The organism is Nocardia sp. bgisy134 (genome assembly GCF_965341865.1).
Lineage (GTDB): Bacteria > Actinomycetota > Actinomycetes > Mycobacteriales > Mycobacteriaceae > Nocardia.
This window is the reverse complement of sequence record NZ_CBDQZP010000003.1, coordinates 335,134-349,744: the sequence shown is the minus strand read 5'-3', so window position 1 is coordinate 349,744 and position 14,611 is coordinate 335,134. Positions and strand designations below refer to the sequence as shown.

Here is a 14,611-nt window from a genome sequence, read left to right as displayed (position 1 = left end):
GGGTTCGACCGGTCGCCCGAAGGGCGTGGCGGTCTCGCACGCGGCGATCGTGAACCGCCTGGTGTGGATGCAGTCCGAGTACGGCCTCACCGAGTCCGACGCGGTGTTGCAGAAGACGCCCGCCACGTTCGACGTGTCGGTGTGGGAGTTCTTCTGGCCCTTGCAGATCGGCGCGCGTCTGGTCGTCGCCAAGCCGGACGGCCACCGCGATCCCGCGTACCTGGCCGAGGTCATCGCGACCGAACGGATCACGGTCACCCACTTCGTGCCGTCCATGCTCGCGGTGTTCGTGAGTTCGATGGCGTCGTACGCGGGTCCCTCCGTGGTTACGCAGGCTGCCTCCTCCGGGCCCGTCGCTCCCGCCGCGGCCGCCGCGGCCGCGGCCCGCTGCGACGCGCTGCGCATGGTGTTCGCCTCCGGCGAGGCGCTGCCGCCCAAGCCCGCGCACCGCCTGCGCGAGCTGACCGGCGCGGAACTGCACAACCTGTACGGCCCGACCGAGGCCGCGGTCGACGTCACCTATCACCGGGTGACCGAGGCCGACACCGACACCGTGCCGATCGGCGCCCCGGTGTTCAACACCCAGGTGTACGTGCTCGATTCGCGGCTGCGGCCCGCTCCGGTGGGCGTCGCGGGTGAGCTGTACCTGGCGGGCACTCAGCTGGCGCGCGGCTACGTGGCGCGGCCGGATCTGACCGCCGATCGCTTCGTGGCCAACCCGTTCGCCGATGGACAGCGCATGTACCGCGCCGGCGACTTGGTGGCGTGGACCGCCGACGGCGAGCTGGAGTACCTGGGCCGCACCGACTTCCAGGTGAAGCTGCGCGGCCTGCGCATCGAACTGGGCGAGATCGAGTCGGCGCTCACCGCGCTGGACGAGATCGCGCAGTCGGTGGTCGTGGTGCGCGGCGATCAGCGCACCGGTGATCAGCTGGTGGCCTACGTCGTCGCCGCGCCGAACGCGCGCGTCGACGGCGACGTGGTGCGCGAGGACCTCGGCAGGCAGCTGCCCGCCTACATGGTGCCCGCGCTGGTCGTGGTGCTCGACGAGTTCCCGCTCAACGCCTCCGGCAAGCTGGATCGCAAGGCGCTGCCCGCGCCGGTGTTCGAGGCCGCGGTGTTCCGCGCGCCCACCACGCCGGTCGAGGAGATCGTCGCCCGTACCTTCGCCGACGTGCTCGGCCTGGACCGGGTCGGCCTGGACGACGACTTCTTCGCGCTCGGCGGCAACTCGCTCACCGCCACCCAGGTGGCGGCGCGGCTGTCCGCGGCGCTGGAGACCGATCTCGGCGTCCGCGAGCTGTTCGAGGCCTCCACCGTGGCGGCCCTCGCGGCGCGCACCGAGTCGAAGGCGGGCGCGGGCGCCAGGTCGGCGCTCGTCCCGCAGCGGCGGCCCGAGCGGGTGCCGCTCTCGCTGGCGCAGCAGCGCATGTGGTTCCTCAACCGCTTCAACATGGGCGGCAACGCGGCCGAGCACAGCGCGGCGGCCGCGGCCGACAACATCCCGGCCGCGGTGCGGCTCTCGGGTCTGCTCGACCGGCAGGCGCTGCAGGTCGCGGTGGCCGACGTGCTGGCACGGCACGAGTCGCTGCGCACCTACTACCCGGAGATCGGCGGCGTCGGCTACCAGCAGATCGTCCCGACCGGGCAGGTGATCCCGGATCTCTCGCCCATCGATATCACCGAAGACGAACTGCCGCAGCGGCTTTCCGAGGTCGTGCTGACGGCGTTCGACGTCACCGCCGAGGTGCCGTTCCGGGCGAGCCTGTTCGAGATCAGCCCCACCGAGCACGTGCTCGCGCTGGTGGTGCACCACATCTCGGCCGACGGCTTCTCCATGGGGCCGCTGACCAGGGACGTGATGATCGCCTACAGCGCCCGCGTGGACGGCGAGGAGCCCGCGTGGCGTCCGCTCGAGGTGCAGTACGCCGACTACGCGCTGTGGCAGCGCGCGGTGCTCGGCGCCGAGGACGATCCGGACTCGCTGGTCGCCGGTCAGGTCGAGTTCTGGCAGAACGAATTGGCCGGGCTGGTCGAGCAACTGGACCTGCCCGCCGATCGCCCGCGGCCCGCGACCGCGTCCAACCGCGGCGACACGGTGGCCTTCACCGTGGACCCCGAGGTGCACGCGGCGCTGCGCGCGCTGGCGCAGCAGCACAATTCGACGCTGTTCATGGTCGTGCACGCCGCGCTCGCGGTGCTGCTCTCGCGCCTGTCCGGCACCTCGGACATCGCCATCGGCACGCCGATCGCGGGCCGTGGCGAGCGCGCGCTCGATGACCTGATCGGCATGTTCGTCAACACGCTCGTGCTGCGCACCGAGATCGAGCCCGGTGTCGCGTTCGAGGAACTGCTGCGCACCGTGCGGCGGGTGGACGTAGACGCCTTCGGCCACGCCGACGTGCCGTTCGAGCGCCTCGTGGAGGTGCTCGACCCGGTGCGTTCGCCGGGCAGGCACCCGCTGTTCCAGGTCGGCCTGACCTTCCAGAACACCGCGCCGACCGTGCTGGAGCTGCCCGGTCTGACGGTGTCCGGCGTGGACATGACGGTGCCGCTGGCCAAGTTCGACCTGCAGCTGACGCTGGAGGAGAAGCTCGGCGCGGACAGCGGCCCGCAGGGCATGTCCGCCGAATTCAGCTTCGCCACGGACCTTTTCGAGGCAGGCACGGTGCGCGCGTTCGCGGATCGCCTGCTGCGCGTCCTCGGCGCGGTCTCGGCCGACGCGAGCGTGGTGGTCGGCGACATCGACCTGCTCGCCCCCGGCGAGCGCGAACTGGTACTGCGCGAATGGAACACCGAGGGCGTCGACGCGCCCGCGGTCACGCTGGTCGACCTCATCGGCGCGCAGGCGCAGCGTCGACCGGACGCCCCCGCGGTGCGTTTCGGTGAGACCACGGTCTCCTTCGGCGAGTTCCAGCGCGCGGCCAACCGGATCGCGCGTGCGCTCATCGAGCTCGGCGTCGGAGCGGAATCGAAGGTGGCGGTCGCGGTTTCGCGTACCGAGGAACTGCCGATCGCGCTGTACGCGGTGCTGCTGACCGGCGCGGCCTACGTGCCGATCGACACCACCTATCCGGTCCAGCGGCTCGAGTTCACCCTCGCCGACGCCGCTCCGGTGTGCGTGCTGACCACCGCGGCGGACGCGGACGCCGTTCCGGCGGGCGAGATTCCGCTGCTGCTGCTGGAGCAGACCGCGGAGCAGTCCGACGCGCCGGTGACCGATGCCGACCGCGTCCGGCCGCTGCGCCAGGACAACCTCGCCTACGTCATCTACACCTCCGGTTCCACCGGTGTGCCCAAGGGCGTCGGCGTCTCGCACCGCAACGCGGTGGAGCTGTTCGCGAACACCCAGCCGCTGTTCGGCTTCGACGAGTCCGACGTGTGGACGCTGTTCCACTCGTTCGCCTTCGACTTCTCGGTCTGGGAACTGTGGTGCGCGCTGGCCTACGGCGGTTCGGTGGTCGTGGTCGACTACCTCACCTCGCGTTCGCCGGAACTGTTCCGCGAGTTGCTCGTTCGCGACAGGGTCACCGTGCTGAACCAGACGCCGTCGGCGTTCTACCAGCTGGTGGAGGCCGATCGGGCGGCGAGCGCCGCCGACGACGACGGCGAATTCGCGCTGCGCCACGTGATCTTCGGCGGTGAAGCGCTCGATCTGCGCCAGCTGCGCCGCTGGTACGAGCGCCATCCCGCGGACGCGCCGCGCCTGGTCAACATGTACGGCATCACCGAGACCACGGTGCACGTGTCGTTCCTGGCCCTGGACGCGCAGGACATCGACAACCCGGCCAGCGTCATCGGCCGCGCGTTGCCGGGGCTGAGCGCCTTCGTGCTCGACAACCGGCTGGCGCCCGCGCCGGTCGGCGTCGCGGGCGAGATCTACGTGACCGGTGCGCAGCTGGCGCGCGGCTACCTCGGCAGGCCAGGCCTCGCCGCGAGCCGCTTCGTCGCGAACCCCTTCGGGGAGCCCGGTTCCCGGATGTACCGCTCCGGCGATGTCGGCCGCTGGTTCGGCGACGGCGACGCGGCCAACCTGGAGTACGCGGGCCGCAGCGACCAGCAGGTGCAGCTGCGCGGCTTCCGCATCGAGCTCGGCGAGATCGAGTCGGCGCTGGTGCGCTGCGACGGCGTGCGCCAGGCCGTGGTGCTGGTCCGCGCCGACGGGCACGCGGGCGATCGCCTGGTCGGCTACGTGGTGCCGGAGACCGGCGTCGCGATCGATCCGGCCGTGCTGCGCGACGCGGTCGCCGAATTCCTGACCGCGTACATGGTTCCGGACGCCCTCGTGGTGCTGGACACGCTGCCGCTCACCCCGAACGGCAAGCTGGACCGGCGCGCGCTGCCGGAGCCGGAGTTCGTCAGCACCGCGGCCTTCCGCGCGCCGAGCACCCCGATCGAGCAGGCCGTCGCCACGGTCTTCGCCGATCTGCTCGGCGTCGACGAGGTCGGTCTCGACGACGACTTCTTCGCGCTCGGCGGCAACTCGCTGCTGGCTACCCGGGTGGTCGCGCGCATCAACGAGGCGGTCGACGCCGACCTCGCGGTGCGCGAGCTGTTCGAGGCGCCGACGGTGGCCGCGCTCGCCGCGCGCACCGCGGCCAAGGCGGGCAGCGGACGGCGCCGCGAACTGGTCGCCGGGCCGCGGCCGGAACGGATTCCGCTGTCGCTGGCGCAGCAGCGGATGTGGTTCCTCAACCGCTTCGACAACCAGACCGCGGTCAACAACATCCCGCTCGCGGTACGGCTCACCGGCGCGCTCGACACCGACGCGCTGCGCAGGGCAGTCGCCGACGTGGTCGACCGGCACGAGGTGCTGCGCACCGTGTACCCGGAGACCGCCGACGGCCAGGGCGTGCAGGTCGTGCTGCCCGCGGGCCAGGAGAACCTGGACCTGACCCCGATCGTGGTGTCGGAGACCGAGATTCAGGAGCGCATCGGCGAGCTGGCGCTCACCGCATTCGACGTCACCGCCGCGGTGCCGGTGCGCGCCGCGCTGTTCCGCATCGCCGGTTCGATGGACGGCTCCCAGCCGGACGCCCACGTGCTGGTATTCGTGGTGCACCACGTCTCCGGTGACGGCTGGTCGATCGGCCCGCTGGCCCGGGACGTGATGATCGCCTACGCGGCGCGCTCGCGCGGCGAGGCGCCAGGCTGGGCGCCGCTGCCGGTGCAGTACGCCGACTACGCGCTGTGGCAGCGCGAGACGCTCGGCTCCGAGGACGACGCGGACTCGCTGATCGCGGCGCAGGTCGCGTACTGGTCGCAGAACCTCGCGGGCCTGCCCGACCAGCTCGACCTGCCGTCGGATCGCAAGCGTCCCGCCGTCGCGTCGAACCACGGCGGGGTCTACGAGTTCGAGATCTCTGCCGAGCTCGCGCAGGCGGGCGAGGCACTGGCGCGCGAACACGGCGCGAGCCTGTTCATGGTCGTGCACGCGGCGTTCGCCGCGCTGCTCTCGCGCCTGTCCGGCAGCGACGACATCGCCATCGGCACCGTGGTCGCAGGCCGCGGTGAGGCCGTGCTGGACGACGCCATCGGCATGTTCGTCAACACCCTGGTGCTGCGCAGCGCCGTCGACCCGGCCCAGCCGTTCGCCGAACTGCTCACCAGGACGAGGGAAGCCGACCTCGCCGCGTTCGGGCACGCCGACCTGCCCTTCGAGCGGCTCGTCGAGCTGCTGAACCCGGCGCGTTCGCAGGCGCGGCACCCGCTGTTCCAGGTGATGCTCTCGTTCCAGAACACCGGCGAGACCACCTTCGAGCTGCCCGGCCTCGAGGTCTCGGGCGTGCCGCTGGACGTGGTGACCGCGAAGTTCGATCTGCACCTGAACTTCACCGGCACCGCCGCCGAGGGCATGAAGGCCGAGATCGCTTACGCCACCGACATGTTCGACGGCGCCACCGTGGCCTCCTTCGCCCAGCGCCTGGTCCGCATGCTGGACGCGGTGGTCACCGATCCCGCGGTGCAGATCGGCGACGTCGACCTGCTCGACGCGGGCGAGCGCACCACCGTGGTGCAGACCTGGAACGCCACGGCGCGCCGGGTCGACCTGAATGCGACCCTGGTGTCGATGTTCGAGGCGCAGGCGGCGCTGACGCCGGACGCGACGGCGCTGACCTTCGAGGGGACGAGTCTGTCCTACGCCGAGTTCGCCTCGCGCGCACACCGTTTGGCGCGGCTCCTGATCGCCTCGGGCGTCGGGCCCGACTCGCTCGTCGCGCTCGGCATGCGCCGCTCGCTGGAGCTGGTGATCGGCATGTACGCGGTGAGCATCGCGGGCGGCGCGTATGTGCCGCTGGATCCGGATCACCCGGCCGACCGCACCCGCTACGTGCTGGACCTTGCCGACCCGGTGTGCGTGCTCACCACCTCGCGGGACGGCTTCGACGCGGGCGCGGTCACCGCGCTCGAGATCGACACGCTCGACCTGTCGGCCTACGACGACGCCCCGGTGCAGGACGCGGAGCGCCGCGCCCCGCTGCGGCCGTCGAACACCGCGTACGTGATCTTCACGTCGGGTTCGACCGGTCGCCCGAAGGGTGTGGCGGTCTCGCACGAGGCGATCGTCAACCGCCTGGTGTGGATGCAGTCCGAGTACCGGTTGGACGGCACCGACGTGGTGTTGCAGAAGACCCCGGCGACGTTCGACGTGTCGGTGTGGGAGTTCTTCTGGCCCTTGCAGATCGGCGCGCGCCTGGTGGTCGCCAAGCCGGACGGCCACCGCGACCCCGGCTACCTGGTCGAGGTGATCAAGCGCGAGTGGGTCACCACGGCGCACTTCGTGCCGTCGATGATGTCGGTGTTCGTCGCCGAGGAACGCGCGGACGAATGCACCAGCCTGCGCAACGTCTTCGCCTCCGGTGAGGCACTGCCCGCGGTGACGGCCCAGCGCTTGCAGGAGCTGACCGGCGCCCGTCTGCACAACCTGTACGGCCCGACCGAGGCCGCGGTCGACGTGACCTATCACGAGGTCACCGAGGACGACACGGTGTCGGTGCCGATCGGCGCCCCGGTGTTCAACACCCGCGTGTACGTGCTGGATTCGCGCCTGCACCCGGTGCCGGTCGGCGTCGCGGGTGAGCTGTACCTGGCGGGTATCCAGCTGGCGCGCGGCTACGTCGCTCGGCCGGATCTGACCTCGGATCGGTTCGTGGCCAACCCGTTCGCCGCGGGCGAGCGCATGTACCGCACCGGCGACCTGGTCACCTGGACCAAGAAGGGCGAGCTGGAGTACCTGGGCCGCACCGACTTCCAGGTGAAGCTGCGCGGTCTGCGCATCGAGCTCGGCGAGATCGAGGCCGCGCTCACCGCGCTGGATTCGATCGCCCAGGCCGTCGTCGTCGTGCGCTCGGACGAGCGCCTCGGCGACCAGCTGGTCGGCTACGTGATCGCGACCGCCGGTCAGGTCATCGACGTCGAGTCCGTGCGGACCGAACTGGGCGGCGAGCTGCCCGGGTACATGGTGCCTTCGGCATTCGTGCTGCTCGACGAGTTCCCGCTCAACGCCTCCGGCAAGCTGGATCGCAAGGCGCTGCCCGCGCCGGTGTTCGAGGTCAAGGCGTTCCGCGCGCCCTCGACGCCGATCGAGGAGATCGTGGCGGGCACCTTCGGCGACGTGCTCGGCGTTGCCCGCGTCGGCCTGGACGACGACTTCTTCGAGCTGGGCGGCAACTCGCTGGTCGCCACCCAGGTGACCGCGCGCCTCGGCGCGGCGCTGGACACCCAGCTCACGGTGCGTGACCTGTTCGAGGCGTCCACCGTGGCCGCGCTGGCGGCCAGGGTCGAGCGCATCGCCGGGTCCGGCCGGTCGCGTCCGGAACTCACCGCGGCGGAGCGGCCGGAGCGTATTCCGCTCTCGCCCGCGCAGGCGCGGTACTGGTTCCTCAACCAGTTCGACACGGCCACCTCTGCGGTGGACAACATCCCGCTGGCCGTCCGGCTCTCCGGCGCGCTCGACGTGCGCACGCTGGAACAGGCGATCGGCGACGTGTTCGCCCGCCACGAGGTGCTGCGCACCGTCTACCCGAGCTCGGCGGACGGTCCGCACCAGGTGATCCTGCCGGTGAACCTGCCGCAGCTGGATCCGGTCCAGATCGACGAGTCGGAGCTGATCGAGCGGGTCATCGCGTTCGCCATGACCACCTTCGACGTCACCACCGAGGTGCCGCTGGCCGTCGCGCTGTTCCGCATCTCCGAGCAGGAGCACGTGATCGCGTTCGTCGTGCACCACGTGTCGGCGGACGGCGCGTCGATGGGTCCGCTGGCCCGCGACCTGATGGCCGCCTACGTGGCCAGGGTCGGCGGCGACGCACCGCAGTGGACGCCGCTGCCGGTGCAGTACGCCGACTACGCGCTGTGGCAGCGCGCGGTGCTCGGCTCCGAGGACGATCCGGAGTCGGTGGCCGCACGCCAGGTCGCCTACTGGAAGTCCGCGCTCGCCGGGCTGCCCGATCAGCTGGAGCTGCCCGCGGACCGGCCGCGCCCGCCCGCGCAGTCGTTCCACGGCAAGGCGCTGCGCTTCGAGCTCTCGCCGCAGCGGCACACCGAGCTGGCGGAGCTGGCGCGCGCCAACAACGCCTCGCTGTTCATGGTCGTGCACGCGGCGCTCGCGGTGCTGCTCGCGCGGCTGTCCGGCACCGACGACATCGCGGTCGGCACGCCGATCGCGGGTCGCGGCGAGCGCGAACTCGACGATCTGATCGGCATGTTCGTCAACACGCTGGTGTTCCGCACCACGGTGCAGCCTGGCGACCGTTTCGCCGACCTGCTCGCCGACGTGCGCGAACGCGACCTGGAGGCGTTCGCCAACGCGGACGTTCCGTTCGAGCGCCTCGTCGAGGTGCTCAACCCGGAGCGCTCCACCGCGCGCAACCCGCTGTTCCAGATCGGCCTGTCCTTCCAGAACCTGGCCGAGACCACGTTGACGCTGCCCGGGCTCCAGGTGAGCGCGGTCAACTTCAACTCGCAGCTGGCCAAGACCGACCTGCACGTGACGCTCTACGACCGGTACGCCGACGACGGCACCCCGGCCGAGATCATCACCGAATTCGGTTACGCCACCGACCTGTTCGACGAGGCCACGGTGCAGGGCTTCGCGGACCGGTTCGTTCGGGTGCTGGACGCGGTGATCGCCGACGTGACGGTGCCGGTGGGCGAGATCGACCTGCTGGCCGACGCGGAGAGCGAACGGATCCTCCGCACCTGGAACGACACCGCGCACGCGGTGGACACCGACGCCACGCTGGTGTCGCTGCTCGACGCCGCCGTGGCCGAGGCCGCGCCCGGCACCGTCGCGCTGGTCGCCGACGCGGCTTCCGGCGAGCGGACGCAGCTGACCTACGCCGAGCTGGATGCTCGGGTGAACCGGTTGGCGCGGTACCTGATCGGGTGTGGTGTGCGTCCGGAGGATCGGGTGGCGTTGGCGATTCGTCGTTCGGCGGATCTGGTGATCGCGATGTACGCGGTGGCCAAGGCCGGTGCGGCGTACGTGCCGATCGATCCGGATCAGCCGGTGGATCGCGTCGACTACATCCTCGGCACGGCCGCGCCGGTGTGCGTGCTGACCACGGCCAGGGACGCGTTCGAGACCGCCGCGGCGGAAACTGTCGCGATCGACGAGCTGGATCTGTCCGCTCACTCGGATGCCCCCGTCGCGGACGACGAGCGCAATGGTGTGCTGGCTGCGGCGAATACGGCGTATGTGATCTTCACGTCGGGTTCGACGGGTCAGCCCAAGGGTGTGGCGGTGCCGCACGGTGCGATCGTGAACCAGTTGTTGTGGAAGTCGGACGAGTTCGGTCTCGACAGTGAGAACGTGGTGCTGTTGAAGACGGCGGCGACGTTCGACCTGTCGGTGTGGGAGTTCTGGTCGGCCGCGGTCAGTGGCGGTCGCCTGGTGATCGCCACCGCCGACGGGCACCGCGATCCGGCGTACCTGAACGAGCTCATGCGTTCGACGGGTGTGACGACGTTGCACGTGGTTCCGTCGATGCTGGACGCGCTGCTCACCGAATCCGAAGGGCGCATGCCGAATTCGCTGCGACGCATCCTCGCCATCGGCGAGGCGCTGCCCGCGGCGACCGCGCAGAAGTTCCGGCGCGCCAACGCGGCCGGTCTGTTCAACCTGTACGGCCCGACCGAGGCGGCGGTGTCGATCACCAACCACGCCGTCACCGCGGCCGACGAGTTCTCGGTCTCGATCGGCGCGCCGGAGTGGAACAGCCAGGTCTACGTGCTGGATTCGCGCCTGCGCCCGGTGCCGGTCGGTGTCTCCGGCGAGTTGTACCTGGCCGGTGCGCAGTTGGCGCGCGGCTACTTCGCCCGCCCCGACCTGTCCGCGGAACGGTTCGTCGCCAACCCCTTCGGCGAGCACGGCGCGCGGATGTACCGCACCGGTGACCTGGTCGCATGGGCTCCTGCATCGCGAAGCGATTCGATGGGGGGCGGTGGCCGGGCGACGGGTGGGCGCGCGGGCGGTGAGCTCGAGTACCGGGGCCGCACCGACTTCCAGGTGAAGATCCGCGGCTTCCGCATCGAGCTCGGCGAGATCGAGGCCGCACTCCTGCGGCAGGACGCGATCGCGGCGGCGGCGGTGCTCGCGCACAACGATCCCGGCCTCGGCGATCGGCTCGTCGCCTACGTCGTGCCGTCGGCGGCCGGAATCGACCCCGAGACCGGCGAACTGGACAAGCGCAAGCTGCAATCCGCGCTGGCCGCGGAGCTGCCGTCCTACATGGTGCCCAGCGCCTTCATGGCGCTGGAAGCCTTGCCGCTCAACGCGAACGGCAAGCTGGACCGCAACGCGCTGCCGCAGCCGACGTTCGAGAAGGCGGCGTTCCGCGCGCCGGTGACCCCGGCCGAGCAGCTCGTGGCGGGCGTGTTCAGCGACGTCCTCGACGTCGAGCACATCGGCGCCGACGACGACTTCTTCGCGCTCGGCGGCAACAGCATCCTGTCGATCCAGCTGGTGTCGCGTGCCAAGGCGCTCGGCGTCGAGTTCAGCGTCCGCGACGTGTTCGACCAGCGCAGCGTGGCCGCGCTGGCGGCCATCGCGACCGCCACGCAGGCCGAGCGGGAACAGCCCGCCGAACTGCCCGGCGGCGGTGTCGGCGAGATGCCGCTGCCGCCCGCGGTGGCCGCCGCCCTCGCAGGCGGTGCGCCGTTCCGGCGGTTCGCGCAGTCCGCGCTGCTTCCGCTGCCCTCCGCGCTCGACTGGTACACACTGATCGACGCGCTCGAGGCCCTGTTCGACCGGCACGACGCGCTGCGCACGACACTGCGCGCGGAGGGCGAAGGCTGGGTGTTCGAGGCCGTGCAGCGGGTCGAGGTGGAGCCGCTGCTGAGCGAGGTACGGGTCGAGAAGAGTGCCGAGTTCGCCGATCTGCTCGCGGCCGAGCGTGCCGCGGCGGTCGACCGGCTCGACCCCGCCGAAGGCGTGATGGCGCAATTCGTGCTGTTCACCTTCGCGGACAACCGTCCCGACGAATTGCTGGTCGTGACACACCGTTTCGCGGTGGACGCGCCGTCCTGGCGGGTCCTCCTCACGGAGCTGATCACGGCGGCCGAGCAGCTCGGCGTCGACGCGCCGCTCGAGCTGCCCGCCACCGGCACCACCCTGCGGCGCTGGGCGCACAGCATGGCCGCAGGCGAGGCCGCCGCGCACGAGGCGGAACTGCCGTTCTGGCAGGAGATCTCGGCGACGGACGAGCCGCTGCTCGGCGCGCGGGCGTTCGATCCCGCCATCGACACCGCGGCCACCGTGGACCGGGTGCGGATCGCCGTGCCCGCCGAGGTGACCGACGCGGTGCTGAATACCGCGCCCGCCCGCTTCCACGGCGCGGCCGCCGACGGCCTGCTCGCGGCATTGGCCATGGCGCTGGTGCGCTGGCGTGGCGATCAGCAAGGCACCGCCGCGCTGGTCCGTCTCGCGGGTGACGGGCGCGCCGCGTACGCCGCGGGCACCGCGCACCTGGACCGCACGCTCGGCTGGTTCGACCTCACCCACCCGGTGCGGATCGACCTGGACGGCGCCGACCTCGGCGACGCCTTCGCGGGCGGAGTCGCGGTGGACCGCATCGTGAAGACGGTCAAGGAGCAGCTGCTCGCCGTGCCCGACCACGGGCGTGGTCACGGTCTGCTCGGGCTCGCCGACACCGCGCAGGTCGGCTTCCGCTACCTGGGCGCGTTGCCCGCCGAGATCGTCACCGTCGCCGATCCCGCCCGGCCCGCGGCCGCGGCGCTCGACATCGACGCGGTGGTGCTCGACGGTGCGAGCGGACCGGAGCTGGTGGCGTCGTTCGCCTTCCCGAGCGGCCTGCTCACGGCCGAGCGCGTCGGCGAACTGGCCGAGATCTGGGTGTCCGCGCTGACCGCGCTGGCCACCCGCGTCCGCAGGCCCGAGGCGGGCGGCCACACGCCGTCCGATATGCCGCTGGTACGAGTCGGCCAGACCGACATCGAGCTGTGGGAGCGGACCTACCCGGGCCTCACCGAGGTCTGGCCGCTCACGCCGCTGCAGTCCGGTCTGCTCTTCCACGCGCTGATGACCACGGCCACCGTGGACGTCTACAACATGCAGGCCGTGGTGGAGCTGACCGGCGAGGTGGACGCCGAGCGGCTGCACGCCTCGGCGCAGGCGCTGCTCGATCGTTACCCGAACCTGCGCACCGCGTTCGTCACCGACGCCCAGGGGCAGTCCGTGCAGATCGCGATGGACGGGGTCGAGGTGCCGTGGCGCGAGGTGGATCTCACCGATCTGCCCGAGGCCGAGCGGGAGGCCGAGCTGCGCAGGCGGCTGGCCGAGGATCTGGCGCAGCGGTTCGACATGGCCGTGCCGCCGCTGGTGCGCTACGGCCTGTACCGCACCGCCGCCGACCACTGGCACCTGGTCATCAGCACCCACCACGTGCTGCTGGACGGCTGGTCGATGCCGCTGCTGATGCAGGACCTGCTGGTGCTCTACGCGGTGCGCGGCGACGCCTCCGCGCTGCCGGAGGTCGCGTCCTACCGGACGTTCCTGGAGTGGCTCGCGGGCCGCGACCTGAACGCCTCGCTGCGCACCTGGGCCGGCGCGTTCGAGGGACTCGACGAGCCGACCGAGCTTGCCCCGCAACCGCGTTCGGCCGAGGAGTACCAGACCGGCAAGCTGGTCACCCACCTCGACGCCGACCACACCCGCAGGCTCACCAAGCACTGCGCGGAACTCGGCATCACGGTGAACACCCTGGTGTCGGCCGCCTGGGGCATCCTGCTCGGCAGGCTCACCGGACGCTCGGACGTATCCTTCGGCGCGACGGTGTCGGGCAGGCCCGCTGAGCTGCCCGGCGTCGAATCGATGGTCGGCCTGTTCATCAATACGCTGCCCGTCCGGGTGCGCATCGATGATCGCGCCACCATCGAGGATCAGCTGCGGCAGTTGCAGCGCGAGCAGGCCGATCTGCTGGATCACCACTACGTCGGCCTGGCCGACATCCAGCGGGCCGCAGGGGCCGGGTCGCAGTTCGACACGCTGTTCGTGTTCGAGTCCTACCCGATCGATCGCGAGGCGATCGAGGCGGCGAGCTCGATCGACGGCATGTCGGTGACCGGGGTGGACGTCAGCAACACGACGCACTACCCGCTGACGCTGAAGGTGGCGGCCGAGTCGATCCTGGAGATCAGCCTCGAGTACCTGCTCAGCCGGTTCACGGCCGAGGAGGTGCAGACGCTGTCCACCCGGTTGGTGCGGGTGCTCGACTCGCTGCTCGGCGACCCGTCCGGGCTCGTCGGCGACATCGACATCCTGGACAGCGCCGAACGCGCCCAGCTGCTCGCCGAATCCGGTGTGGCGACGGCGGCCGCGGTGCCGGAGTCGGCGAACCGGGTCGGCACGCGGACCGTGGCCACCGTGCTCGCCGATGTGGTCGAGGCGGATCCGCAGGCGCCCGCACTGCTCGTGGACGGCGACGAGATCGCCTACCACGTGCTGGATCGGCGTTCCTCGCAGCTGGCTCGGGTGCTGATCGCGCGGGGCGCCGGTCCCGGCGACGTCGTCGCGATGGCGCTGCCGCGCGGTGTCGACGCCGTGGTCGCGGCCTGGGCCGTGCAGAAGGCGGGCGCCGCCTGCTTGTTCGCCTCGGGCCTGAGCGCGGACGAGATCGCCGCGGCCGGAGCGGGTTTCGGGATCGGCGCGGAGCCTGCGGCGGAGGGCGCGGTGCGCTGGCTGGTGCCGAGCGATCCGCAGGTGCAGACCGAACTGGCCGCCGCCGCCGGACACCCGGTGTCCTACGCGGACCGGGTGCGCTCGCTCGGCGAAGAGCACCCGGCCTTCGTGGAGCTGGTCGACGGCGCGCCGGTCGCGCTGAACCAGACCGAGGCGCTCGATCTGGCCGAGCGGATCCGCGACGAGAATGCGATCGACTACGAGTCGACCACGTTCACCACCGCCGCCGCGGGCCGCGCCGCCCTCTGGGAGTTCGTGGCGACGTCCACCGCGGGCGCACTCTCCGTGCTCCCCGCGGCCGACGACATCGCCGACGACCTGGCCGACGGCGAAGTCACCCACTGGTTCGTCGCCCCCGGCGAACCGACCGACGCCGCCGACGAAGAGATCCGAATCATCGTCGCGGAGTGA

General features: G+C 71.4%; 1 protein-coding gene (cut by a window edge). It reads left to right on the top strand.

The features are described from left to right. Positions 1 to 14,611 carry the end of a non-ribosomal peptide synthase/polyketide synthase gene (locus ACRWNM_RS08285; RefSeq protein ID WP_431965147.1) on the top strand. It extends 22,670 nt beyond the left edge of the window, so 14,611 of the gene's 37,281 nt are visible here — the last part of the coding sequence; the start codon falls outside the window, past its left edge; the stop codon is at positions 14,609 to 14,611.